The 25,413-nt window shown below is 67.0% G+C and carries 23 protein-coding genes and 1 pseudogene; 4 read left to right on the plus strand and 20 right to left on the minus strand.

What is annotated here, in order from left to right; all coding sequences use genetic code 11:
• Window positions 1–7: 7 nt before the first annotated feature.
• The 5 genes from AX767_RS03725 to atpD are packed head-to-tail and all read right to left on the minus strand — an operon-like array spanning window position 8 to window position 3,182.
• On the minus strand, window positions 8–703 hold the full coding sequence (locus AX767_RS03725) for a F0F1 ATP synthase subunit A (RefSeq protein ID WP_068628749.1): 696 nt from the start codon (window positions 701–703) through the stop codon (window positions 8–10).
• A complete protein-coding gene (locus AX767_RS03730; protein ID WP_068628750.1) occupies window positions 693–1,040 on the minus strand; it encodes an ATP synthase subunit I in 348 nt (115 codons plus the stop codon). Before AX767_RS03730 ends, AX767_RS03725 begins: the two co-directional genes overlap by 11 nt.
• Complete coding sequence (locus AX767_RS03735; RefSeq protein ID WP_068628752.1) at window positions 1,027–1,371, minus strand: AtpZ/AtpI family protein; 345 nt, start codon at window positions 1,369–1,371, stop codon at window positions 1,027–1,029. Before AX767_RS03735 ends, AX767_RS03730 begins: the two co-directional genes overlap by 14 nt.
• Window positions 1,364–1,753, minus strand: coding sequence for a F0F1 ATP synthase subunit epsilon (locus AX767_RS03740; RefSeq protein WP_068628754.1), 390 nt, complete (start codon window positions 1,751–1,753; stop codon window positions 1,364–1,366). Before AX767_RS03740 ends, AX767_RS03735 begins: the two co-directional genes overlap by 8 nt.
• Window positions 1,743–3,182 carry a F0F1 ATP synthase subunit beta gene (gene atpD, locus AX767_RS03745; RefSeq protein ID WP_443082766.1) on the minus strand — a complete coding sequence of 480 codons (1,440 nt, stop codon included), beginning with the start codon at window positions 3,180–3,182 and terminating at the stop codon, window positions 1,743–1,745. The genes AX767_RS03740 and atpD overlap by 11 nt, the downstream gene beginning before the upstream one ends.
• A gap of 221 nt (window positions 3,183–3,403) precedes the next feature.
• Here atpD and AX767_RS03750 point away from each other — a divergent pair, with 221 nt between their 5' ends.
• Window positions 3,404–4,546, plus strand: a complete 1,143-nt coding sequence (locus AX767_RS03750; RefSeq protein WP_068628757.1) for an acetate/propionate family kinase — start codon at window positions 3,404–3,406, stop codon at window positions 4,544–4,546.
• On the opposite strand, the gene AX767_RS22135 is transcribed toward AX767_RS03750, so the two are convergent.
• The 10 genes and pseudogenes from AX767_RS22135 to AX767_RS22235 all read right to left on the minus strand — a co-directional run.
• Complete coding sequence (locus AX767_RS22135) at window positions 4,539–5,024, minus strand: hypothetical protein (protein WP_068628759.1); 486 nt, start codon at window positions 5,022–5,024, stop codon at window positions 4,539–4,541. The genes AX767_RS03750 and AX767_RS22135 overlap by 8 nt on opposite strands.
• On the minus strand, window positions 4,988–5,713 hold the full coding sequence (locus AX767_RS22140) for a hypothetical protein (RefSeq protein ID WP_068628762.1): 726 nt from the start codon (window positions 5,711–5,713) through the stop codon (window positions 4,988–4,990). Before AX767_RS22140 ends, AX767_RS22135 begins: the two co-directional genes overlap by 37 nt.
• Before the next feature lie 13 nt (window positions 5,714–5,726).
• Window positions 5,727–7,388 (minus strand): glucose-6-phosphate isomerase, encoded by a 1,662-nt coding sequence (gene pgi / locus AX767_RS03765; protein ID WP_237288543.1) that lies wholly within the window; start codon window positions 7,386–7,388, stop codon window positions 5,727–5,729.
• Window positions 7,355–8,434, minus strand: a complete 1,080-nt coding sequence (gene tal / locus AX767_RS03770) for a transaldolase (RefSeq protein ID WP_237288544.1) — start codon at window positions 8,432–8,434, stop codon at window positions 7,355–7,357. Before tal ends, pgi begins: the two co-directional genes overlap by 34 nt.
• 8 nt (window positions 8,435–8,442) lie before the next feature.
• Window positions 8,443–9,165, minus strand: a complete 723-nt coding sequence (locus AX767_RS03775; RefSeq protein ID WP_068628765.1) for an ROK family protein — start codon at window positions 9,163–9,165, stop codon at window positions 8,443–8,445.
• Entirely contained in the window at window positions 9,162–10,985 is a 1,824-nt protein-coding gene (locus tag AX767_RS03780) for a glycoside hydrolase family 15 protein (protein ID WP_068628767.1), read from the minus strand. Before AX767_RS03780 ends, AX767_RS03775 begins: the two co-directional genes overlap by 4 nt.
• 4 nt (window positions 10,986–10,989) lie before the next feature.
• Window positions 10,990–12,408, minus strand: a complete 1,419-nt coding sequence (zwf, locus tag AX767_RS03785; RefSeq protein WP_068628770.1) for a glucose-6-phosphate dehydrogenase — start codon at window positions 12,406–12,408, stop codon at window positions 10,990–10,992.
• Window positions 12,405–13,445, minus strand: coding sequence for a phosphogluconate dehydrogenase (NAD(+)-dependent, decarboxylating) (gnd, locus tag AX767_RS03790; protein ID WP_068628771.1), 1,041 nt, complete (start codon window positions 13,443–13,445; stop codon window positions 12,405–12,407). Before gnd ends, zwf begins: the two co-directional genes overlap by 4 nt.
• Entirely contained in the window at window positions 13,430–16,516 is a 3,087-nt protein-coding gene (locus tag AX767_RS03795; RefSeq protein WP_068628773.1) for a GH36-type glycosyl hydrolase domain-containing protein, read from the minus strand. Before AX767_RS03795 ends, gnd begins: the two co-directional genes overlap by 16 nt.
• 91 nt (window positions 16,517–16,607) lie before the next feature.
• Window positions 16,608–17,333 (minus strand): annotated as a pseudogene (locus AX767_RS22235) (hypothetical protein); the annotation flags it as partial.
• Between the two features lie 123 nt (window positions 17,334–17,456).
• Here AX767_RS22235 and AX767_RS03800 point away from each other — a divergent pair.
• The 3 genes from AX767_RS03800 to AX767_RS03810 are packed head-to-tail and all read left to right on the plus strand — an operon-like array spanning window position 17,457 to window position 20,604.
• Window positions 17,457–19,841: a phosphoketolase family protein gene (locus AX767_RS03800; RefSeq protein ID WP_068628776.1), complete on the plus strand. Its 2,385-nt coding sequence runs from the start codon at window positions 17,457–17,459 to the stop codon at window positions 19,839–19,841.
• Window positions 19,838–20,227, plus strand: coding sequence for a TraR/DksA family transcriptional regulator (locus AX767_RS03805; protein WP_068633327.1), 390 nt, complete (start codon window positions 19,838–19,840; stop codon window positions 20,225–20,227). The genes AX767_RS03800 and AX767_RS03805 overlap by 4 nt, the downstream gene beginning before the upstream one ends.
• The gene (locus tag AX767_RS03810) at window positions 20,224–20,604 is read left to right on the plus strand and encodes a hypothetical protein (RefSeq protein WP_068628778.1); all 381 of its coding nucleotides are present in this window, start codon (window positions 20,224–20,226) and stop codon (window positions 20,602–20,604) included. Before AX767_RS03805 ends, AX767_RS03810 begins: the two co-directional genes overlap by 4 nt.
• 21 nt (window positions 20,605–20,625) lie before the next feature.
• Here the strand turns inward: AX767_RS03810 and AX767_RS03815 are convergent, their stop codons facing one another.
• Genes AX767_RS03815 through AX767_RS03835 form a run of 5 tightly spaced genes read right to left on the minus strand, consistent with a single transcriptional unit; the run spans window position 20,626 to window position 25,392 of the window.
• The gene (locus tag AX767_RS03815; protein WP_068628780.1) at window positions 20,626–21,609 is read right to left on the minus strand and encodes a zinc-dependent alcohol dehydrogenase family protein; all 984 of its coding nucleotides are present in this window, start codon (window positions 21,607–21,609) and stop codon (window positions 20,626–20,628) included.
• Between the two features lie 37 nt (window positions 21,610–21,646).
• Window positions 21,647–23,140: a bifunctional ADP-dependent NAD(P)H-hydrate dehydratase/NAD(P)H-hydrate epimerase gene (locus AX767_RS03820; protein ID WP_068628782.1), complete on the minus strand. Its 1,494-nt coding sequence runs from the start codon at window positions 23,138–23,140 to the stop codon at window positions 21,647–21,649.
• Window positions 23,141–23,160: 20 nt separating this feature from the next.
• Window positions 23,161–24,054 carry an oxidoreductase gene (locus tag AX767_RS03825; protein ID WP_068628784.1) on the minus strand — a complete coding sequence of 298 codons (894 nt, stop codon included), beginning with the start codon at window positions 24,052–24,054 and terminating at the stop codon, window positions 23,161–23,163.
• A gap of 10 nt (window positions 24,055–24,064) precedes the next feature.
• Window positions 24,065–24,298, minus strand: a complete 234-nt coding sequence (locus AX767_RS03830; protein WP_068628786.1) for an SHOCT domain-containing protein — start codon at window positions 24,296–24,298, stop codon at window positions 24,065–24,067.
• Window positions 24,299–24,357: 59 nt separating this feature from the next.
• Window positions 24,358–25,392 (minus strand): zinc-dependent alcohol dehydrogenase, encoded by a 1,035-nt coding sequence (locus AX767_RS03835; protein ID WP_068628789.1) that lies wholly within the window; start codon window positions 25,390–25,392, stop codon window positions 24,358–24,360.
• Window positions 25,393–25,413: the final 21 nt, after the last annotated feature.

Here is a 25,413-nt window from a genome sequence, read left to right on the forward strand (position 1 = left end):
AATGCTTTCAGTGGGTCGCAGCGGGCTTGGGGACCGGTGTGCGGGTGCGGGTCGCTGCCGCGATGTACACGGCGGCGAGGATGGAGAAGATGTACGCCTGCACCATGCCGGTGAGCAGGCCCAGCATCGTCATGACGACGGGAAAGAAGAACGGCGTGATGCTCAGCAGGATGCCGACGATCATGGCGCCGCTCATCATGTTTCCGAAGAGGCGCACCGCCAGTGCGAGGGTGCGCGACACCTCGCTGATGAGGTTGAAGGGCAGCATCACCGGCGTGGGCTGCACGTAGGTCTTGAGGTAGCCGCCAAGCCCCTGCACGACGATGCCGAAGAAGGGAACGGCGATGAACACGCTCACCGCGAGCGCCACGGTGGTCGACAGCGACGCGGTCGGCGATTCGAAGCCCGGGATGACCGTGCACAGGCTGGACGCGGCGACGAACAGGAACAGCGTGCCGAGGAACCCCAGGTAGCGTCGGGGCTCCGCGAGACCGACCTCCTCGATCTGCTGCAGGATCGCCGTCAGCACGATCTCCAGCAGGCTCTGCCACCGCGATTGGGTGCGCCCGGTGCTGAGCTTGCGCGTGACGAGCGCCGAGCCGAGCACCAGCACCCCCATCAACGCCCAGGTGAAGACGATGGTGGCGTTCAGCTTGACGAAGCCGTGCTGCCAGAAGATCCATTCGTCGGGACTAAGGCGCATGGCGGACTCCGCTTTCGGTGTGCATGCGGCCGGGGGTCCGCGGCAGGCGTGTGAACCACGTCACCGCCACGCGGGCCAGCACGAAGCCGAGCAGGCACAGCAGCATTCGCCGCAGCTCGCCACCGGACACGAGATAGAACCCGCCCAGCGTGACGCCCATGCGCAGCAGCATGCTGGTGAGCATGCTGGCGCCCGGCCGCTGGAAAGTCGCTGCGCGACGCACGGTCCACCAGAGACCGCCGTAGAAGATCACGCCGAGGGCCGCACCGCCCGTGACGGAAAGCAGCACCGCGAGCGGCGCCGCGATCAGGCTGGCGAACAGTTCATGCATCGTCATGGCCCTCGCCCTCGTGCATGGCACGGTCTTCCCGCGTCACCCAATGCCAGGCATTCAGGCAACCGAGCGCCAGCCCGCCGACCAGCAACGCCAGCGTCCACGGGTGCGCGCCCGGGTGATGGCGATCGAGCCACACGCCCAGCGCGGCGCCGAGCAGCGTCGGCACGGCCACCGACCAGCCGACGAGTCCCATCATCCCCAGGCCGAAGAACACACCGGGCGCACCATCGCGGCGCGCCTTCAGCTTGCGCGCAGCCTGGGTGCCGACCTCGTCGGCCAGCGTGTGCGCCCGCGCGGTGCGGCGCTCCGATTCGCTCCGGGGATCAGCCATGCTCGAACCCCGCGACGCGCCGCAGGAACCCGCTCTCCAGTCGCGTCATCGCGTAGCGCAAATCCTGGTCCTGCTGGCCCTGCCGTTCGAACTGCTGCGTCACCGCTGCGTGCAGCTGCGCGAGATCAGTCCCACGCAGGGCGCGGCGCACCGACACGAGCACCTCGGCGCCGGTCTTCACGAGCACGCCTTGGTCTACCGCGAGGAACACCTCTTCGTGTGCCGCGTTTTCATAGGTCAGGATGCCGGGTGCCAACGCCGCCACGCAGTCCAGCCGGTGCGACAGCAGCCCGAACGCGCCCTGCGGCGTCTGCGCGACGATGCGCGACACATCGCGGTCGTCGACGAACACCTCGAACGGCAGCAGCACCTTAAGTCGCATGCGCGGTCTCCGGTTGCGCATCGGCGGCCTTCGCAGATTGCGGGTTTGCCTTGGCTTTCGCCTCCGAGATCGCGCCGATCATGTACAGGGCGCTCTCGGGCCGGTCGTTGAACTCGTCGGCGAGGATGCGTTCGCACCCGTCGAGCGCGTCCGCCAGGCCCACCAGCTTGCCCTTGAGGCCGGTGAACTGCTCGGTGGTAAAGAAGGGCTGCGTCAGGAAGCGCTCCAGCCTCCGCGCTCGCGCGACCACCTTGCGGTCGGACGGTGACAGCTGCTCGAGGCCCAGCATGGCGATGATGTCCTTGAGCTTCGCGTACTGCGCGAGCGTCTGCCGAATCTCCTGCGCGAGCGCGTAGTGGCGCGCGCCCACGATGCCGGGCGTGGCCATGCGGGAGCTCGACTGCAGCGGGTCGATCGACGGATACAGGCCCTCGCTGGCCCGCTCGCGCGACAGCACGATCGAGGCCGACAGGTGCGAGAAGGTGTGCACCGCCGCCGGGTCGGTGAAGTCGTCGGCCGGCACGTACACCGCCTGGATCGACGTGATCGCGCCGCTGTCGGTGTTGGCGATACGCTCCTCGAAACCCGCGAGTTCGGTGCCCATCGTGGGCTGGTAGCCGAGCCGCGACGGCATCTGCCCCATCAGGCTCGAGACCTCCATGCCCGCCTGGATGTAGCGAAAGATGTTGTCGACCAGCAGCAATACGTCGCGGCGCTCGTCGTCCCGAAAGTACTCGGCCATGGTCAGCGCTGCGTCTCCGACGCGAAAGCGCGCACCCGGCGGCTCGTTCATCTGGGCGAAGATCATGACCATCTTCGCCAGCACGCCCGCCTCCTTCATCGCGTCGTAGAGCTCCGCGCCCTCGCGGCAGCGCTCGCCGATGCCGCAGAAGATGCTCACGCCGTCCTGGTGGTCGATCATGTTGTGGATCATCTCGGTCAGCAGCACCGTCTTGCCCACGCCGGCACCGCCAAAGAGACCCGCCTTGCCGCCACGCTCGAGCGGCGTGAGCACGTCGATGACCTTGATGCCGGTCTCGAAGACTTCGGAGGTGGTCGAGCGGCGCGACAGCGCGGGTGGATCCCGGTGCACCGAGCGCCATTCGCTCTGTGCCAGCGGCTCGCCCCGATCGATGACGTTACCGAACACGTCGAACATGCGCGAGACGATGGCCTTGCCGACCGGCGCGCGCAACGGCCCACCGGTGTCGCGCACCTGCGCGCCGCGGGCCAGTCCCTCCGTGGTCGTCAGCGCTATGCCGCGAACATGGCGCTCGTCGCGTTGGGTCAACACCTCGATGACGATGCTGTCGTTATCGCCCGCGTGCAACACCGAATGGATCATCGGCAGCATGCCTTCGAACCGCACATCGACCACGCTGCCACGCACTGCCGTGACGGTGCCGATATTCGAAGGAATTTTTTCCACCATGCACCCACCGTAGACGCGGTCGCCCTGCTGGTCTGTGCGTTGGCAAACATAGCGGCCGTGCGTGCGGCAGCGCACGGACGAACGCGCCTATCCCACCTACGCTGGAGCCGCGGAAGGGTCACCACGACCGTGCCGCGCACAACGTCTTCTGGGCGTCAGGAAGATGAAGCATGGATGCACCGAATCGCCCACAAGCACCTACCGACATTCCTCGCGAGATGCACGCATTGGCATTCAACAGCGGCTCCTCGTCGCTGAAGTTCGGCCTCTATCGCGTGCACGGAACGCAAGTGACACGCCTCGTCAGCGGCGAGGTGGAAGGCCTCGGTCAACCGCTCGGCGCCTTTCACGCACACGATGCGCAGGGCAACCCGCTGTTGAACGAGACGAGCGCGCCGGCAAGTGCCGACGCAGCGATCGAGCGGATCGCCGCCTTGCTCGCAAGTGCACAGACACCATCGCCGCAGGTCATCGGCCACCGCATCGTGCACGGCGGCCCGGCACAACGGGCTCACTGCCGCATCGATGACGCCGTGCTGCGCGACCTGGAGGCCGCAGTCGCATTCGCGCCGCTGCACACGCCGGCCGCCCTGGCGGTGGTTCGCGGCGCCCAGGCGCGATTCCCCAACTTGCCGCAGGTGGCGTGTTTCGACACCACTTTCCACCGGACGATGCCCGACGTCGCACGCATGCTCTCACTGCCGCGCGAAATGCGTGCACTGGGAATCGAGCGCTACGGCTTCCACGGCCTCTCCTGCGAGTCGATCGTGCGTCAGTTGGCGGCCGAACGTGCCGATGGCGTACCGCCCCGGCTGGCCATCGCGCACCTCGGCAATGGGGCGAGCATCACCGCGGTGCGCGATGGCGTGTCCGTCGACACCAGCATGGGGCTCACGCCGAGCGGCGGCGTGATCATGGGGACGCGCAGCGGTGATCTCGATCCGGGCGTCCTGGTCTATCTGGCCCGCGAGCGGCAGTTCGACGCGGCGATGCTCGAAGATCTGGTCGACCACCGCAGCGGGCTGCTCGGCATCTCGGGGTTGAGCGGCGACATGCGCACCCTGCATGCAGCGGCCGCAACCAATGCCGGTGCCCGACTGGCGATCGAAATGTTCTGCCAATCCGTGCGCAAGCAGTTGGGAGCGATGAGCGTCGTGCTCAACGGCCTTGATTTGATCGTCTTCACGGGCGGCATCGGCGAAAACGACGGCGCGGTCCGCGCGGAGATCCGCCGGGGGCTCTCGTCGATCGGTGTCGACAGCGCGGACGATGGCTCACCCTGCCGGGTGCAGGCGCTGCCGTCGCTCGAAGACGAGCAGATCGCGCTGCACGCGGCGGCGTTGTGCCCGGGCCTCACGTAGCGCGTTGCGCGGGTGCCAGCGCCGAATCGACCGTGGTTTGCGCCTCTTTCAATATCTGCTTCAGGTGCGCCTCATCTCGGAAACTCTCGACGTAGATCTTGTAGATGTCCTCGGTGTCCGAAGGCCGCCGCTGCTTCTGCGGTGCAGTCGCGGGCGCATCGACGCGGTCCGCATGCGGGGTTCCAAGTGCCTTGGCCAGGCGCAGGTAGCGCGCGCCAGGGTCGGCCTCGACCTGGGCGGTGATCTCGGCCGAGAGCAGCGCGGCGGTGATGCCGTCCTTGTCGGTGGTCCAGGTCGAACCGTCTCGACGCAGGAATGCAGCGCCCGCGCTTTCCTCCCCCGCGAAGCCGAGGCTGCCATCCCCCAGGCCCTGCGAGAACCACTTGAAGCCGACCGGCACCTCGAAGACCTCGCGTCCGAGCTGCCTGGCGACCCGCTCGATCAACTGCGTGCTGACCGCTGCCTTGCCGATGGCCACGCGGTCACCTCATTGCGGCCGGTGCCGACGTGCGCGAGATCTTCCACGTAGTTGCCCATGTCGTCGTGGTGATGCGTCGTCGTGGCACGCAGCGCCAGCGCGTAGGGCATGCGGTGCACGCCTTGGAGGGCATTTTCGAGACAACCATTGGCCGCCGCCTGGTTCGGGTCGGTCACGTCCTGCCCGGCAGGTCCGCCGTGCGGTGGGTTGTACTTGAAGCCGCCGTCCCGCGGCGGGTTGTGCGACGATGTGACGACGACACCGTCGGCGCGCGTGCCACCGCCGCATCGGTTGTGCTTGGCGATCGCATGGGAGAAGGCGGGTGTCGGCGTGAACGCGTTGCCCGCGGCCAGCACCACGTCCACGCCATTGGCGGCAAGCACTTCGAGCGCGCTCGCGCACGCCGGGCCCGACAGCGCGTGGGTGTCGATGCCCAGGAACAGCGGCCCTGAAATGCCGCTCGCCCGGCGGTGGTCACAGATCGCCTGGGTGATCGCCAGCACATCCCATTCATTGAACGACACATCGAAAGCCGAGCCCCGGTGGCCTGAGGTTCCGAATGAGACGCGCTGCGCCGCGACCGTGGGATCGGGGCGCTCCGACCCATAGGCTGCGACGAGCTTTTCCACGTCGATCAGGACAGAGGCCGGTGCGGGCTTGCCGGCCATCGGACTGATGCGCGTGCTCATGCGGCGACCGCGCTCATGGTCGTTCCTCCCGCAGGCGCCGATAGCGCCGTATCAATGTGTTGGTCGAGCTGTCGTGTGCCAGGTCCGGCGTGTCCACCGCAGTGAGTTCGTCGGCGGCTCTCTCCGCCATCACCTTGCCGAGCTCGACGCCCCACTGGTCGAACGAGTCGATGTCCCAGATCACGCCCTGCGTGAATACGCTGTGCTCGTAGAGCGCCACCAGCGCGCCGAGCGTGCTGGGCGTCAGCCGCTGCGCCAGCAGCGTGTTGCTCGGGCGGTTACCCTCGAACACCCGGTGCGCCACCAGGTCTTCGGCGATGCCTTCGGCCCGCACTTCGGCGGCGGTCTTGCCGAAAGCCAGCGCCTCGGACTGGGCGAAGAGGTTGGCCATCAGCAGGTCGTGCTGATCGCCGAGCGGGTTCAGCCCCTGGCAAAAGCCGATGAAATCGCAGGGCACGAGCCGCGTGCCCTGGTGCAGCAACTGGTAGAACGAATGTTGCCCGTTGGTGCCCGGCTCGCCCCAGACGATGGGCGAGGTGGCGACGCCGACCGGCGCGCCCGAGCGCGTGACGTGCTTGCCGTTGCTCTCCATCGTGAGCTGCTGCAGATAGGCGGGGAAGCGTGCCAGGTACTGGTCGTAGGGCAGCACGGCCTGCGTCGGCGCTTCCAGGAAGTCGGTGTTCCACACCGCGAGCAACCCCATCAGCACCGGCAGATTCCGGTCGAACGGCGCGGTGCGGAAGTGCTCGTCCATCGCGTGGAAGCCTTCAAGCATCTCGCGGAAGTGCGCCGGTCCGACCGCGATCATCAGCGACAGCCCGATGGCGGAGTCCATCGAGTAACGGCCACCCACCCAGTCCCAGAAGCCGAACACGTTCTCGGGCGCGATGCCGAACTGCGATGCACCCTCGGCGTTGGTCGACACGGCCACGAAGTGGCGTGCCACGGCGCGCTCGTCGCGCAATTGCGCCAGGCACCACGCGCGCGCAGCGTGGGCATTGGCCAGTGTCTCGCGCGTCGTGAAGGTCTTGGAGCAGACGATGAACAGCGTATCGCCCGCGTCGAGGTCGCGTGTGGCCTCAACGAGCGCCGTGCCGTCGACATTTGAGACGAAGCGGCAGTCGATGTCGCGCTGGCTGTAGTGGCGCAACGCCTCATGGGCCATCACCGGCCCAAGGTCGGAGCCCCCGATGCCGATGTTGACGATGTGACGAATGCGCTTTCCGCCGTGCCCCAACCAGCGGCCGCTGCGCACCGCCTCGGCCAGCCCGGCCATGCGGTCGAGAACCGCATGCACCTCGGGCATGACGTCGACGCCATCGACCTCGATGCGTGCGCCGCGCGGCGCCCGCAGGGCAATGTGCAGCGCCGGACGCTGCTCGGTCGTGTTGATCGCATCGCCGCGAAACATCGCATCGATGCGCTCGCGCAAACCGCAGTGCCTGGCCAAGTCGAGCAGCAGCCGGATGGTCTCGTCGTCGATGCGGTTCTTCGAGTAGTCGAGGTAGAGGCCGGCCGCTTCGGCCGCCCAGCGGCTGCCGCGCTGTGGGTCGTCGGCGAACAACTGCCGCAGGTGCACGTTCCCCATGTGCGCATGGTGCGTGACCAGGGCCTGCCAGGCCCGGCTGGTGCCGACGCCGCTCATGCAGGAGCGCCCGCCGCCGGGGTGGCGCATTTCTCACGGATACGGGTCAGCAGGGCGTGCCATGAATTGGCGAAGGAATCGACCCCTTCGCGCTGCAACCGGGCCGCCAGCGCGTTGTCGTCCAGGCCTTCACGCCGGAACTCCGCGATCACGTCTTCGGCATAGCCGCCGTCCATGGGCATCGCGTGCAGGACCTTGCCGTGGTCCGCGAACGCAAGCAGCGTCTTCTCGGGCAGCGTGTTGATCGTTGCTGCCGCCGCCAACGCCTCGACGTAGAGCGTGTCCGATGCGGCCGGATCCTTGGTGCCGGTGCTCGCCCACAACAGGCGCTGCGGCTGGGCGCCGGCTGCGGCAAGCCGCTTCCAGCGGTCCGATGCGAGCAGCTCGCCGTAAGCTTTGTAGGTGCGCGTCGCAATGGCGATGCCCAGCCGGTTGTGGAAAGGCGACGCCATCTCCTTGCTGGCCACCACGTCCCACCGGCTGACGAAGATCGAGGCAACCGAGGCCACTTTGGGGTCGAGCCCGGCCTCGAGGCGACGCTCGATGCCTCGCATGTAGGCCTCCGCCGCCGCCAGGTAGTGCTCGCGCGAGAACAGCAGCGTGACATTGACCGGGACGCCATCGAAGATGACCTCCTCGATCGCGCGAACGCCCTCGGGCGTACCCGGAATCTTGATGAACAGGTTGGAACGAGCGGCTTTCTTGCTCAGGCGGTTCGCAGCCTCGATGGTGTGCGCGGTGTTGTCGGCGAGCAGCGGCGAGACTTCCAGCGAGACCCAGCCATCCGCACCTTCGGTGGCATCGTGGATGGGCCTGAACAGATCGGCCGCCTGCGTCAGGTCTTCGAGCGCAAGCTCGAAGAACAGCGCCTCGCCGGAAAGACCGGCGGCATCGAGAACGCGAATGCTGGCGTCATAGGATTCACCACTCCCGATGGCATGCTCGAAGATCGTCGGGTTCGAGGTCAACCCGGTCACCGACAGGTCTGCGATATAGCGTGCCAGCGTGCCGCTGCGCAGCAGGTCGCGCGTGATGTTGTCCAGCCAGAGGCTCTGGCCCAGCGTGTGCAATGCCAATGTCGGTGTCATGAGAGATCCTTGTAGGTGGCGCCGGAGGCGTCGGGCGTTGATTCATCCCAGAGCCGGAAGCCGCCGACGAAGGCCGCCGCGTTGTCGGTTCGCCGGGTCCGCGAAGGCAGCTTCTTGAGTCGTTCGGCCTGTCCGCCGCCAACCACGATTTCGTCAGGCAACAGGGCCGCACTGAAGCCCTCCACGACGGCACAGACCTTTCGTCGCCACTTCTTTTTACCCAGACGCTTGAAACCTTTTTTGCCCAGGAGATCCTCGTAGTCGTGCTTCTTGCTGCGGCGCAGATGGCCGAGTTCCATCGCCACGATGTGACCGTCGACGATGAGCGCGGAGCCCAGCCCGGTGCCCAAACCCAGGAAGAGCATCTTTCCGCCCTGATAACTGCCCAGCGCCTGCATGGCCGCGTCATTGACGATCCGCACCGGCCGCCCGAACGCGCTCTCGAAGTCGAAGCCGATCCAGCCCGGGGCCAGGTGGTGAGGGTCCAGCGCTGGGATGCCGTGCTGCACGACGCCGGGGTAGCCGATCGAGACCGCATCGAACGCCCAGTCGGCGACGATCGCCAGAACGCCCTCGACCATCTTTTGCGGTGTCAGGTCGGGCCCGGATGCGAACTTGCGTCGCGTGGTCTCGCCGCTGAGCAGGCACTTGACGTGCGAGCCGCCGACATCGATCACCAGGATCTTCGATGGCGCTTTCTTCAAGGCGGGCGATGTCATGGCGCGGTACTCGCGGCGGCGGGGCGTTCGCCCTTCGGGGTCGATGCCTTCACCTGCTCCGACGCCAGCGACAGCAGTCGTGCCGTGTTGACCAGCGCCATGTGGCTCAGCGCCTGCGGGAAATTGCCCTGCATGTGCCCGGTGCGGGGGTCGAACTCCTCGGACAGCAGACCGACGTCGTTGCGCAACGCCAGCAGCCGCTCGAACAGTGCCTCGGCCTCGGCGTGCCGGCCGGTCACGGCCAGGCAGTCGGCGAGCCAAAAGCTGCACGGCAGGAAAACGCCCTCGCCCGCCGGCAGGCTGTCGATGCCGGTGGCCGTCAGGTAGCGCAGCACGAAGCCGTCGACCACCAGCTCGCGCTCGATCGCCTCGATGGTGCCGAGCACGCGCGGGTCGTCCGGCGGCAGAAAGCCCACCATCGGGATCAGCAGCAGGCTCGCATCGAGTTCGGTGCTGCCGTAGTGCTGCACGAAGCTGTTGCGCTTCGCATCGAATCCGGATTGGCAGACTTGCGCATGGATCTCGTCGCGCGTGCGTCGCCAGGCCTCGACCGGCCCTTCCAGCCCGTACCGCTCGACCGCCTTCACGCCACGGTCGAAGGCGACCCAGGCCATCACCTTGGAGTGCGTGAAGTGCTGCCGGGGCCCGCGGATCTCCCAGATGCCTTCGTCGGGATCGCTCCAGTGTGTGTCGAGAAACGCGAGCAGCGCGCATTGGATGCGCCAGGCGTGCGGCTGCGGCGTCTGCCCGGCGGCCCGCGCGAGATGCAGCGTGTCCATGACTTCCCCGTAGACATCGAGCTGGAATTGCGTCGCCGCCGCATTGCCGATGCGCACCGGGGCGGCGTCGCCGTAGCCTGGCAGCCATGGGAGCTCGATCTCCTGGAGCCGACGCTCGCCGGTCACGCTGTAGAGGATCTGCATGTCCGCCGGGCTGCCCGCGACCGCGCGCAGCAGCCATTCCTGCCAGGCCAGCGCCTCCTCGGTGTAGCCCGCCAGCAGCAATGCGTTGAGCGTGAAAGTCGCGTCGCGCAGCCAGCAGTAGCGGTAGTCCCAGTTGCGCACGCCGCCCGGTTGTTCCGGCAGCGAGGTGGTCGGCGCCGCCACGATGCCCCCGGTGGGTTGGTAGATGAGCGCCTTCAGGGTCATCAACGAGCGCAGCACCGGCTCGCGCCAGCGACCCTGATAGGTGCATTGCTGCGACCATTCGCGCCAGAGGGTCTGCGTCTGCGCGAGCGTCTGGTCGGCGTCGATGGCCTCCTGCGCGGGCGTGTGGGAGGGCCGGTAATTGAGCACGAAGGGCACGCGCTCGCCGACAGCGACCGTGAAGTCGGCCCGCGAGGTCATGTGCTCGCCATGCGTTTGCACCGGCGTATGGAGTTCGAGCGTGGCCGGTCCGGCGGTCGCGAACAGCGTGCCTTCGGCGCGATGCACCCACGGCACGATGGAGCCGTAGTCGAAGCGGATGATCAGTTCCATGTGCATCTGCACGTGGCCACGCAACCCCTCCACGATGCGCAGCACGTCCCAGCGCTCGTTCGACAGCGGCATGCAGTCGATCACGCGCACCGCACCGGTCTCGGTCTCGAAGTCGGTCTCGAGGATGAGCGTGCCGTCCCGATAGCGTCGCTGCGTCCGGCTCACCGCACCATGTGGCGCGATCAGCCAGCGTCCGTGCGCGGGGCTGCCCAGCAGCGCGGCAAAACACGCACCCGAGTCGAACCGCGGCAGGCACAGCCAGTCGATCGATCCGTCGAGACCCACCAGCGCGGCCGTGTGGCCGTCTCCGATCAGGCCGTATTCTTCAATGGGCAAAGGCATGCGTTCACACCTCCGCGACGGGGTTGTGCCAACCGCCGTCCGCCGCGATCAGGTGGTTCGCGGCCGGCGGGCCCCACGTCCCGCGCTCGTAGACGACAGCCGGGGGGTGATCGTCCAGCACGGGTTCCACGACGGCCCATGCGGCCTCGATGGCGGCCTCGTGGGCGAACAATGCGCCGTCGCCGTTCATGGCATCGGTCAACAGCCGCTCGTAGGCAGTCTGTTCGCCCGGTGCTTCCTCCAGCAGCGAAAACTCGCGCTGCTCGCCTGAAAATTCCTTGCCCGGTCGCTTGACACGCACGCCCAGCGCAATGGTCGATCGCGGCGAGATGTGGAAGCGCAGATAGTTGGCGTCCTCGCGGATGCCCGCGTCGCCAAACAGGTTCTGCGGTGGCGCCTTGAGCCGCACCACCACCTCGCACCCGTTGGCCGGCAGGTATTTGCCGGAGCGCAGGTACCAGGGCACGCCGCCCCAGCGCCACGAGTCCACATGCAGTCGGAGTGCGCAGTAGGTTTCGACATCGGAATCGCTGGCGACGTGGGCCTCGTCCCGATACCCCAGGTACTGACCGCGCACCATGTCTTCGGGACGCAACTCGCGCATCGCGGCGAACACATCGGCCTTGTGCCGATGCACGGCCTCGAAGTCGCGGGTTGCGGGCGGCTCCATCGCAAGCAGGGCCACGATCTGGAACAAGTGGTTCTGCAACACGTCGCGCAGGCAACCGGCGCTCTCGTAGAACGCGCCCCGCCCCTCGACGCCGAAGGTCTCGGCCAACGTGATCTGAACGCTCGCGATGTGGTCGCGGTTCCAGATCGGCTCGAGAAACGAATTGGCAAAGCGGAAGTACAGGAGGTTCATGATCGCCTCCTTGCCGAGGAAGTGATCGATGCGGAAGATCGCATCCTCGGCAAAGGCCGCCAGCGCCACGCGATGCAGCTCGCGCGCCGACACCAGGTCGCGCCCGAAGGGCTTCTCGACGATCACGCGGGCGTCGGTGGCCAGGCCGGCCCGGGCCAGCCCCTCGATGACGGTCGGGAACAGCGAGGGCGGAATGGCCAGGTAATGCGCAGGGCGCTTCGCGCCGCCAAGGGCCTTCTTGAGCGCATCGAACGTACCGGCATCACGGTAGTCGCCGCGCACGTAGTGCATGAGCCCCAGAAGCCGGTCGAGCACCTTGCGGTCGACGTCGGCGTGGTCGCGCGTGATGCTCTCCGTGGCACGGACATGGAGTTGCTCCGATCCCCAGTCCGACGTGGCGACGCCGATCACCGGTACGTTCAGCGTCCCGTGCTTGCACATCGCATAGAGCGCCGGAAAGATCTGCTTGCTCGCCAGGTCGCCGGTGATGCCGAACACGACCAGCGCGTCAGAGGACGCGAGCTTCTGCGCAGCGGGGGAGACCTGGGTCTCGGAAATCATGCCGACCCCTTGGAACCAGGATCGGGATGCGGCTTTTCAACGTGGCCACCGAATTCGTGCCGCATCGCCGACTGGACGCGGTTGGCGAAGTCGCCCTCGTCGCGCGAACTGAAGCGCCCATAGAGCGCCGCGCTCAGGACCGGCACCGGCACGGCTTCATCGATGGCCGCCTGAATCGTCCAGCGGCCTTCGCCCGAGTCGGACACGCGGCCCTTGAATTGGGCGAGGGTCGGATCTGCGGCCAGCGCCTCGGCGGTCAGGTCGAGCAACCACGAGCCAATGACACTGCCGCGCCGCCAGACCTCGGCGATCTCCGGCAGGTTCATGTCGTACTGGTAGCGCTCGCGGTGCCGCAAAGGCGTGGTCTCCGCATCCTCGGTGCGCGCTTGCTTCCCGACATTGGCGCCGCGAAGGATGTTCAGGCCTTCGGCATACGCCGCCATGATGCCGTACTCGATGCCGTTGTGAACCATCTTGACGAAGTGCCCCGCGCCGTGCGGCCCGCAATGCAGCCAGCCCTGGTCGGCGGTGCCAGCGTCGGCGCGCCGGCCCGGTGTCGGCGCCGACAAGCCGGGGCCAGGCGCCAGCGTCGCGAACACCGGCGCAAGGCGCTGCACGGAAGCGTCATCGCCACCGATCATCAGGCAGTAGCCGCGCTCGAGGCCGGCCACGCCACCGCTCGTTCCCACGTCGAGATACTGGATTCCCGATTCGTGCAACGAAGCCGCGCGGCGCAAGTCGTCGTGGTAATAGGAATTGCCGCCGTCGATGACGACGTCGCCGCTTTGAAGCAACGGGGTCAACGACGCGAGAACACTGTCGACCACGGCCGCAGGCACCATCAGCCAGACGGCGCGCGGTGGCGCCAGCGCCGCCACCAGGGCCTTCAGAGAATCCGTGCTGCGTGCGCCCAACGCCACCAGAGGCGCCATCGCTTCAGGGTGTGCGTCATGAATGACGCAGTCGTGGTTGCCCCGCAGCAAGCGGGTTGTCATGTTGGCGCCCATGCGCCCGAGTCCGATCATGCCGATCTGCATTCAATGCCTCCTGGGTGGTGGATGCGAATGACCACCGCGTGCTCGCGGCGATCGTCGTTCAAGGGAATGACCGAGCCGGGTAGCGCCATGCCATCCAGCATCAAAGCAGGGCCTTCACCCTCCGATGATTTGGTCAGCACCTCTATTCGATAGACAGTCTCGCGATAGCGATAGTTCAATCGAAACGAACCCCAATGTTCCGGCACGCAGGGAACGATCCGCAGCGCATCCGACTCGACCCGCAAGCCCAGCAGCGACTCCAGCACGAAGCGCAGCATCCATCCGGCCGACCCGGTGTACCAGGTCCAGCCGCCACGGCCCGCGTGCGGAGGCAACGCATAGACGTCCGACGCCATGACGAAAGGCTCGGTCTGGTACGTTGCGAGCGCATCGGGCGAGTCGGCGTGGCGGACCGGATCGAGCATGCGGGCGAGTTCCCATGCGCGCGGCGCATCGCCGAGCGCCGCGAACGCCATCGCCGACCACACGGCGGCATGCGTGTACTGCCCGCCGTTCTCGCGCACGCCGGGCAGGTAACCCTGGATGTAGCCGGGGCTCGGATCGGACTGATCGAATGGCGGGGCGAGCAGTCGAATGAGGGCCGCGTCGCGGTCCACGAGAAAACGGTCGAGCGCTTCCATCGCCTCGCGCGCACGCCCCGCATCTGCCGCGCCCGACAGCACCGCCCAGCTCTGTGCGATCGCATCGATGCGGCATTCGGCGTCTGCGGAACTGCCCAGCAGCGAGCCGTCGTCGAACCAGCCCCGTCGATACCAGCCACCGTCCCAGGCGCTCCGCTCGATCGCAGCGCGCAGCCGCACCGATTCGGCGGCACAACGTTGCGCGAAAGGCAAATCGCCACGTCGATCGGCCAGTCGCCCGAACTGCACGAGCACCGTGTCGAGGAAGAAGGCGAGCCAGACGCTTTCGCCCTTGCCGTGCACGCCGACAAGGTTCATGCCATCGTTCCAGTCGCCGCCGCCGATCAACGGCAGGCCGTGTGCGCCGAAGCGCAGGCCGTGCGTGATGGCGCGCACGCAGTGCCCATACAGGCTGGCTGATTCGGGCGACTCGCCGGGCAGGTCGTAGCAGGAGACCTCGCCGTCCGCGAGCGCCCTGCCCGTCAGGAAAGGCACGCTCGCATCGAGCACCGCTGTGTCGCCGGTGACGAGCACATAGCGACAGGTCGCGAGCGGCAGCCACAGGTAGTCGTCCGAACAGCGCGTGCGCACGCCGCGGCCCGATGGCGGGTGCCACCAGTGCTGCACGTCGCCTTCGGCGAACTGACGGCCCGCGCTGCGCAGCAGGTGTTCGCGCACGAGCCCGGGTGCCGCGTGCACCAGGGCCATCACGTCCTGCAGCTGATCGCGAAAGCCGAAGGCGCCGCTCGACTGATAGAACGCGTTGCGCGCCCACAGCCGGCACGCCAGGGTCTGGTACGGCAGCCATCCGTTGACCAGCAGGTCGAGCGACGGCTCGGGCGTCTCGACCTGTACTGCGCCGAGGGTGTCGCTCCAATGCCGATGCACGGCGGCCAGGGCTTCGTGCGCCGCGCTCGCCCCGCGCCAGCGCATCGCGAGCGCTTGCGCCGCCTGCGGCGTGGTGCCGGCACCAAGGCGGAACACAATTTCGCGCGCCTCCCCCGCCGACAGCGTGAACGGAACGCGGAGCGCGGCGCACGGATCGAGCGCCGCGCCGGCCGCGCCGCAGAGGTGTCGCGACGCCATCGCTGCGGGATGGCGCAGGCTGCCGTCGTGCCCGATGAAGGCGCGGCGGTCGCAACACACACTCGTGCCGGCCGAAGCGGCCTCGTCGACATCGAAGAAGGCGGTTCGCTCGACGAAATCGGTGGTGTACGCGTTGGTGGCAAACACGGTGCCGGCGCTGGTGTCGACGCGCGTGATCACGTGCATCGCCGTCTTGCGTCGCTCGTCGCCAAGCACCCATTCGAGGTAGCCGGTGACGCTGAGGTGCCGCACCCGCTCTGACCGATTGATCACCTTCAACACGGAGAACTTGATCGGCGCATCGATGGCCACGAACATCGTCAGTGCGGTTTCGAGCTCGTCTTCGCAATGCTCGAAGACGCTGTAGCCGAAGCCATGGCGTGTCACGTAGGGCGTGACGCCGGGGCACGGCAACAAGGTGGCCGAGGCGTAACGCCCGCTGTCTTCATCGCGCAGGTAGAACGCCTCGGTGTTGGGGTCCGACACCGGGTCGTTCGACCAGGGCGTGAGCCGAAAGGCTTGCGCGTTCTCGCTCCAAGTCGCGGCACTGCCGCTCTCGGACACCAGCGTGCCGAACGACGGATTCGCCAGGACGTTGACCCAGGGCATCGGCGTCATGCGATTTGGTGTGACCGTGACCACGTACTCGCGCCCATCCGGCGTGAAGCCGCCCATGCCGTTGCGAAAGATCAGGTCACGCTGTGCAAGCGGTGGCGACTGCTTGGCACAGACTTCGGGATCGGGCACGGCCACGACGTTGTCCAGTGGCGAGACACGGTCGCCCACCGGCCGACGTTGCGCGAGCTGCTGCGGCAGCAGTCCATCGCGATCGTCGAGCACGACACGGGCCACGGCCTGCAACAGATCGCGATCGGCAATCGGCACCTGCCCCAGCGCACGGACGAAGACACCGCCAGGCTTGCCGAGCCGCTCGACATCGACGAGCGCAATGAGTTGCTGCTGCAACGATGCCCCGGCATCGCCGCTGTCGTCGACAAGCACCACCAGATCAACGGCGAGGCCGGACAGACGCCAATATGCGTGCGCGCGTAGCAGTTGACGCATCAGATCGAGCCGGAGTGGATCGGCGGCCAGCAGCAGCGCGATTGGCAGATCGCCCGAGATCGCGTAACGCCAAAGGCCTGACTGACCCTGTCGGTTTTTGGTCAGCACGGCGGGATCGGCCCGCAATTGAGCATCGGGCATCAGCAGCGCGCCTGCCAGTTCGGCGTACAGCCGCGCATCGTCGGCATTTGAATGCAGTCGATCGAGCACGGCCTGCGCGGCGTCCGTCGCGGCGCCATGCACACGGTCGGTCACGGTGCGGTCCCGGTACTTGCGCATCAGGTCCAGGCAGGCTTCGCGGGTGGCCGACGCCGCTGATCCAATCGACCGACGTCGACTCGCCCGGGGCCAGCGACACCGCGCAGCGGATGGCGGCCACCGGGTCGAGCACGGGACCGGCGCTGCCCGACAACGTGGCCGTGTCGTCCATGGCCTGCGGATCGGCCGGGCCACGACCTCGACCCATGAACTTCGCGCGGTCCGTCTCGAAGGACAGCGGCTGCGACGTCGGCTTTTCGGCAACGAGCTGATGAAACCACGTGGGCGTTTGCTCATCGGGCGAGGGTGCGCGCCGCCTGCACACGACCGCCGCGAACTCGCGCAGCACCTCCGTCTCGACGAAGAGCTTTTCGAACGCCGGATGCGCCGCATCGGCAGCAGCCGATCCCAGCACGAGCTCGGCACAGCTCGTCAATGAGAGTCTTCGGCGGGTCGGCGAACGGTTGGTGATGCGCAGGCGCCCCAGCTCGACGTCGTCGTCGGCCGACACGGCGATCGCGGTCTGCATTTCAATGCCATGCGCTTGAACCCCGAGCGTCGCGATTCCCGGAGAAAAGTGCGCGTCGTACACGCCGGCCGGGGCTGCGGCAGGGTGTCGGGTCGTCGACCACACCTGGCCATCGTCGATGTCCCGGACATAGCAAAAGGCGCCGCTGGCGTCGCGTGTCAAGTCCTCCCGCCACCGGGTGAGCGCCAGGCCGTTCCAGTGGCTGTAACCACCGCCGGCGTCAGTGACCATGACGTGGTAGCGCCCGTTAGACAACAGCTGCACCGACGTCATGCGACTCCTTGGATCGGCGACGGGCTGCAAGAACATGGCCTGCACCCGCCGAAGGTAACAAGTCTGAATCGGGCTCCCTGACACGTCTGTTCGCTGACGCACAGACGACGGGGCCCGTGCCTTCTAAAACCGAGTGCTTACCTCCCGGAATCCTTGCCCATGAAGAACGCTTCGCTCAGCCCGGACCTGCTGCACAAGATGGACGCCTACTGGCGTGCCGCCAACTACCTGTCGGTCGGGCAGATCTACCTCTACGACAACCCGTTGCTCAAGGAGCCGCTGAAGCTGTCTCATGTGAAGCCGCTGGTGGTCGGCCACTGGGGCACCACGCCGGGCCAGAATTTCATCTACGTCCACCTGAACCGGGTCATCAAGGCCCACGACCTGGACATGTTCTACATCTCTGGCCCAGGGCATGGCGGGCCGGCCATCGTCGGCAACGTGTACCTGGAGGGCTCCTGGAGCGAGGTCTATCCCGACGTCACGCAGGACGAGGCGGGGCTCAAGAAGCTGTTCAAGCAGTTCTCGTTTCCAGGGGGCATTTCCAGCCACGTGGCACCGACGACACCGGGGTCGATCCATGAAGGCGGCGAGCTGGGTTACTCGCTCAGCCACGCCTTCGGCGCCGTCTTCGACAACCCCGGGCTCATCGTGGCCTGCGTGGTCGGCGACGGCGAAGCCGAGACCGGTCCGCTCGCCACCGCATGGCAATCGACCAAGATGCTCGATGCGGCGACAGATGGCGCGGTGCTGCCGATCCTGCACCTCAACGGCTACAAGATCAGCAACCCGACGCTGCTGGCGCGCATCGAGCACGACGAACTCGAGCAGTTCTTTCGCGGCTGCGGCTGGACGCCGCTGTTCGTCGAAGGCGACGACCCGGAGACGATGCATCAACTGATGGCCAGCGCCATGGACGAAGCCGTGAGGCTGATCTACGAGGCGCAGCGCAATGCACGGGAGCGCAAGAGCGCGAGCCGGCCACGCTGGCCGATGATCGTGCTGAGATCGCCCAAGGGCTGGACCGGGCCGAAGATGGTCGACGGACTGCCTAACGAGGGCACCTTCCGCTCGCACCAGGTCCCGCTGTTGGTGAATGCCGAACACCCCGAACATGTCGCCCAACTCGAGCAGTGGATGAAGAGCTACCGGGCCGAAGAGCTGTTCGATGCGAATGGGCGCCTGCTGCCCGAACTGGCGGCACTCGCACCGGAAGGCAACCGGCGCATGGGCATGAATCCGCATGCCAACGGCGGCCTGCTGCTGCACGACCTGCACATGCCCGACTTCCGCGACCATGCGGTGACCGTCCCGTCGCCCGGCGCGCTGCAAGGACAGGACACGATGGTGCTGGGCAAGTTCCTCGCCGACGTGGTGCGGCTGAACCAGGACCAGCGCAACTTCCGGGTCTTCGGCCCCGACGAGACCTTGTCGAATCTGCTCGGCGCAGTCTTCGACGTGACGATGCGGCAGTGGGATGCGACGACGGTGCCGAACGACGAGTTCCTGGCACCGGCCGGCCAGGTGGTCGACTCGATGCTGAGCGAGCACCAGTGCGAGGGCTGGCTCGAAGGCTACCTGCTGACCGGCCGGCATGGGCTGTTCAACAGCTACGAGGCCTTCATCCGCATCGTCGACTCGATGTTCAGCCAGCATGCCAAGTGGCTCAAGGTGACGCGCGAACTGCCGTGGCGCCGACCGATCGCTTCGCTGAACTACCTGCTCGCCTCGCACGTCTGGCAGCAGGACCACAACGGCTTCACGCACCAGGACCCGGGCTTTCTCGACCACGTCATCAACAAGAAGGCCGATATCGTGCGCGTCTACCTGCCGCCCGACGCCAACTGCCTGCTCTCGGTATTCGACCATTGCCTGCGCAGCCGCAACTACGTCAACGTGGTGGTGGCCGGCAAGCACGCGCTGCCACAGTGGCTGACGATGGAAGCCGCCGTGGTGCACTGCACCGAGGGCATCGGCATCTGGCCGTGGGCCAGCAACGACCGGGGCGCAGAACCCGACGTGGTGATGGCCTGTTGCGGCGACACGCCGACGCTGGAAATCCTGGCGGCAACGTCCATCCTGCGCGAGCATCTGCCGGAACTGAAGATCCGCGTGGTCAACGTCGTCGACCTGATGAAGCTGCAGTCTGCCAGCGAGCACCCGCACGGACTCGACGAAGCCGACTTCGACTCGCTCTTCACCCGCGACAAGCCCGTGATCTTCGGGTTCCACGGCTACCCGTCGCTGGTGCACCGCCTGACCTACCGCCGCACCAACCGCCACCTGCACGTCCACGGCTACAAGGAAGAGGGAACCATCACGACGGCGTTCGACATGCGCGTGCAGAACGAGCTGGATCGCTTCCACCTCGTGCAGAAGGTGCTGGACTGCCTGCCGCACCCGGGCAGCCGGGCCGACTATCTCAAGCAGATGTGCCGCGACAAGCTGGTCGCGCACAAGCTCTACATCGACGCGCACGGACAGGACATGCCTGAGATCCTCGAATGGACATGGGGCGCCGAGACCCAGGGAGACAAGCGATGAGCGCAAGCACGCCCTCTCATCTTTCGCACGCGCAGCGCCTAGAGCTTACGACGCTGCTCGAGTCCCGGCGCACGGCCTTCGAGCGCCTGAGCACCTTGCAGCTGGAGGGGCAGTCGCAGGTCCAAGCGGCCCGGCGTGTCTTGCTGCAGGACGCCGACGACGCACGCCAGCGCGAAGGCACCCACGAGGTCGAAGGCATCGTGGCGGACATCGACAGCGGCGAGTACACGGCGATCCGCGCAGCGTTGGAACGTATTCATGGTGCCGCCTACGGCCTGTGCATCGATTGCCACGCCGCAATTGCGTTCGGCCGCCTGCAGATCGAACCCCAAGCCCTGCGCTGCATCCCCTGTCAAACCCTTCACGAACGGAAATCCAAGCCATGAGTCTCTTCCACGCGGTCGCATTCGTCGACCATCAATCCGCCCACCTGCTGCAGTTCGCACCCGACGAGAGGGTCGAGCAACATGTGCACGAGCAGCTGAAGTTCACACGCCAGCATCACAGCGGCGTGCGCACCGAACACGAGTTCTTCGGCGCCGTCTGCGATGCGTTCGACGGCATCGCTGAAGTGCTGGTCGTGGGCGGGCACACGAGCGTCGCCGACTTCCAGCGTTATGTGGAAAAGCACCGGCCGCAGACGATGCCCCGCATCGCCGGCTACGAGGTGGTGGACCACCCGACCGACAACCAACTCGTCGCGCTGGCGCGCATCTTCTTCGTGAAGCACGACCGCATGGTCGGCACGCGCGTGCCGACCTGAATCTCGGCGCACCCGGGTCCGTCAGGGCACCAGAACCGCCGCCCCGTCGAAGCGGCCCGCGCGCAGGTCGGCCAGTGCGTCGTTGGCCTCCTGCAGTGGGTAGCAGGTCGTCTTCGTCACGATGCCCATCTTCGGCACCTGGCTCAGGAAGTCGAGACCGTCCTGCCGCGTGAGGTTGGCCACCGAGAGCAGCGCCCGTTCTCCCCACAACAGGCTGTACGGGAAGTGCGGAATGTCGCTCATGTGGATGCCGGCGCAGACGACGCGGCCACCCTTGCGCACCGCCTTCAGCGCCAGCGGCACGAGGTCGCCCACGGTCGCGAAGATGATCGCGGCATCGAGCGCCTGCGGCGGCATCTCGTCGGACCCGCCGGCCCAGGTGGCGCCCAGGCTGCGCGCGAAGGCCTGCGTCTTCTCGTCACCCGGACGGGTGAAGGCGTACACCGAACGCCCCTGCCAGCGCGCGACCTGGGCCAGGATGTGAGCCGCCGCGCCGAAGCCGTAGAGGCCCAGGCTCTTTCCCTCACCCGCGATGGTGAGCGATCGCCAGCCGATCAGGCCGGCGCAGAGCAAGGGCGCGAGCGACGCATCGCTGCCCTCCTCACCCAGCGGAAAGGCGAAGCGCGCATCGGCCACCGTCGCGGTGGCGAAGCCGCCATTGCGCGTGAAGCCGGTGAACACAGGGTGGTCGCACAGGTTCTCGCGCTGCATCCTGCAGTAGGGGCAAATGCCGCAGGCGTGACCCAGCCACGGGATGCCTACGCGCTGGCCGATCGCGAGGCCGGAGACGCTCGCGCCGACCACATCGATGCGGCCCACGATTTCGTGGCCCGGAATGATCGGCACTTGCGGGTGCGGCAACTCGCCATCCACCACATGCAGGTCGGTGCGGCACACGCCGCAAGCCGAAACCTGAACGCGTATCTGGCCCGGACCGGGCTGCGGGTCGGGCAGTTCGGTCCAGACCAGGGGCGCGTGCAATGCGTTGAGGACCATGGCGTGCATAAGCGTTTTTCTTTTCGATCAAGTGTCATCAGTGGCTTCACAAGCAGGCTTGACCGCTTCGCTTGGCCTGCAAGTTCTGGAGCACGGCAGGCAGCAGGTCGGGCAGGTCCTCCGCGATCAGCCCCGGCCCAAAGCTGGCCGCAGCCGCGCCGTGCAGCCACACCGCCGCGGCCGCGGCGAGGAACGGCGCCATGCCCTGGGTGAGCAGGCCCAGCACCATGCCGGCCAGCACGTCGCCCGCGCCCGCGGTGGCCAGCGTCGGCGGGGCATTGGCGTTGACGATGGCCCGGCCATCGGGGGCCGCGATCACCGTGTCGCTGCCCTTGAGCACCACGACGGCGCCGCTGGCTTGCGCGGCAGCGCGCGCGCGGCGCAGCTTGTCGCCGACCATGTCGATCACGCCTTCAAAGAGACGTTTGAATTCGCCCTCGTGCGGGGTCAGCACGCAAGCGCCATGGAGGGCATTGAACAAGGTGGCCGGATCATCCTTGAACACCGACAGGGCGTCGGCATCGAGCACGGCCGCCCTTCCCGTCGCGAGCATCGCCAGCACACGCGATCGCGTGGCCGGCCCCACACCGGCACCGGGGCCGATCATCAATCCGGTGTACCTGCTGTCGGCCAGCAGCTGGTCGAGATCTTCGGGCCGGGCGATGGCGCTCACCATCACGCTGGTCAGCGCGGCCGCATAGACCGGCAGCGCGACGGCAGGCACGGCAACGGTCGTGAGGCCTGAGCCGATCCTGGCAGCCGCCCTCGCGGCCATTCTTGCTGCGCCCGTGGTGGGCCAACCGCCCCAGAGCAACGCATGCCCACGGGTGTACTTGTTGCCATCGGCTTGCATCACGGGCAGTGTGCTGGCCCAGAGCTTCGGATCGTTCTCGAAAGTGTCGGACTTGAGTTGCTCGAAGACCGCGTCGGGTGTGCCGATGTCGGCCACGATCACCTCGCCGCACAGGCTGCGGCCCGGTTGCAGCAGATGACCGGGCTTCTTGCGAAAGCAGGTCACCGTCAGCGCACAGGGCACCGCGCCCATGCTGGCGCCGGTATCGCCCATCAAGCCGCTGGGGATGTCTACCGCAATGAGCGCCATCTTCCTTGCTGCCGCCTCGGCCAGCGTACTGGCCGCCATGCCTTCGAGCGCACGGCTCAAGCCCGCACCGAAGATGGCATCGACGACCAACTCGGCGCCATCGAGGGCCCGGGGCGTCAACGCCTCGACCGGCCCGCGCCACAACCCTGCATGGTGGGCGGCTGCGCCGCGCAGGTCCTCGCGTGCACCCAACAGCGCGACGCGCACCGGCCAGTCGGCCGCGGCCAGTTGCCGAGCAACCACGAAGCCATCGCCGCCGTTGCTGCCGGGGCCGCACAGGACCAGCACCGGACGCGGAGTCCAGCGCTGTTGAATGGCCTGGGCCACGGGGCGACCGGCGTTTTCCATCAACGCCATCTCACCGATGCCACTGGCTACCGTCAAACGGTCGGCCAGCGCCATCTGCTTGGCGGTGACGAGGGCCGTGTCGCAGTTCATCGCATCGGTTGCCGGGGGTGTCAAACGCCAGCACCTGCAGCCATCGCATGCGCCGGCTGGGGGAAGTCGGCGGCGCGCGCCACAGCCTCGCCCGCCGCGAACTCGGCGCGCAATTCGTCGACCTTGGCCATCGCACCGTCGAAGGCGTCGTTGCCCAGCAGCAGATGGTGCGGCGGATGGCCTGAGACTACCGCGTCGATGAGCGCCTTGACGGCACGCACCGGGTCGCCCGGTTGCTGGCCGGAGGACGCGCGGATCTGGCGCCGCACTTTGCCGGCCGTGGCGACGTAGTCGTCGATCTGGTGCTTGCTCTCGTTGGCGGAGCGGCCGGCCCAGTCGGTGCGAAACCCGCTGGGTTCGACCACCATCACCTGAAGACCCAGTTCAGCGACCTCCTGCCGCAAAGCCTCCGACAAGCCTTCGACCGCGAACTTGGTGGCGCAATACTGGCCCAGTGCCGACATGCCGCGGATGCCGGCCAAGGAAGAGAGGTTGACGATGCAGCCGCGCCGACGCTTGCGCATGTCGGGCAGCACGGCCTGAATCATGCGGGTCAGGCCGAAGACGTTGACATCGAACATCTTGCGCACCTGGGCCTCTTCACCTTCCTCGATGGCCGCGAAGTAGCCGATGCCGGCGTTGTTGACCAGTACGTCGATGCCGCCAAAGCGGTCCTGCGCCGCCTTGACCGCTGCGACGACCTGGTCCTGCCGGGTCACATCGAGCGTGAGCACCAGGACGTTGTCGGTTGCGCCGAAACGTTCCAGGGCGGCGGGATCGCGCGAGGTCACCACCGTCCGGTAGCCATGGTCGATGGCCTGTCTTGCGAGTTCGAGACCGAAGCCTGTGGAGCAACCGGTGATGAACCAGACGGGTGGCTCCGTCGCGATGGCGTTGTGAACTTGGGTATTCATTCGTTGGCCCTCACGCCAGGATGGCCGCCTTCATGCGGCTGTATTCGTCGTGGGTGATCTCGCCGCGCGCATAGCGCTCGCTCAGGATGTCCTGCGCTTCCTTGCCGAGGGGCCTGCCGTGGTTGCGATGGACGCGGTAGGTGTAGCCCCAGTTCCCGGCGCTCGAGAAGATGAGGATCATCATCCCGAACCAGAGGAACCAACCCCAGCCCGAGTACCAGTCGTTCCAATATGTGCCTGCCATTTTTCAAACTCCTTCAGTGAAAGGGATCTACCCCGAAAAGCCTGGTCGACGCAGAGGTCTCACCGGGCCGAGAAATCGAGCACCACGCGCGAGGGCACCTCGCCTCTGGACAGTCGCTCGAAGACATCGTTGATGGCCGACAGCGGCTGCAACTCGATGTCGGCCTTGACCTGGCCTGCAGCTGCGAAGGCCAGCGCCTCGGCCATGTCTCGCCGGTTGCCGACGAAGGAGCCACGAATGGTGATGCAGTTGGCCACCACGTCGAACAGCGGCGTGGGGAATTCGCCCGGCGGAATGCCGACCAGCACGCAGGTACCGTGCTTGCGCGTCATGCGCACGCCCTGCTCGAAGGCGGGCAGGGAGGGCGCAGTGATCAGCACGCCATGCGCGCCACCGCTCGTGGCCTTGACGACCGCGGCCACAGGGTCGCCCTTCTTGGCATTGACCACTGCATCCGCACCCAGACGCGTCGCATGTGCGAGCTTGCCGTCGTCGATATCGACCGCGCAAACGTGCAGGCCCATCGCCTTGGCGTACTGAACCCCGAGATGACCGAGCCCGCCGATGCCCGAGATCACGACCCACTGGCCCGGTCGGGCCTGGGTTTCCTTGATGCCCTTGTACGAGGTGATACCGGCGCAGATCAACGGTGCGGCGTCGACCGCCGACAGCCCAGCCGGGATGTGCGCCACGTAGTTCGGGTCGGCGATGATGAATTCGGCGAAGCCGCCGTTTCGGGTGTAGCCACCGAACTGGGCCTCAGCGCAGACCGGCTCCTGTGCCGCCAAACAGAACTCGCAGTGCCCGCAGGCGGAATAGAGCCAGGGCACGCCGACGCGATCGCCCTCCTTCACCGCCGTCACGCCGGTCCCGAGGGCCACGACGATGCCGATGCCCTCGTGACCAGGCGTGAAAGGCAGCGGCGGCTTTAGGGGCCAGTCGCCATCGCGCGCATGCAGATCGGTGTGGCACACGCCGCAGGCCTCGGTCTTGACGAGGATCTGGCCCGGTCCGGGCGTCGGCACCTCGAGCTCTTTCATCACCAGGGGCTGGCCGAATCGTTCGACCTGGGCGGCTTTCATCTTGGGTGTCATGGAGAGTCCTTGTGTTGAAAA

It is taken from the genome of Variovorax sp. PAMC 28711, assembly GCF_001577265.1.
Classification (GTDB): domain Bacteria; phylum Pseudomonadota; class Gammaproteobacteria; order Burkholderiales; family Burkholderiaceae_C; genus Variovorax.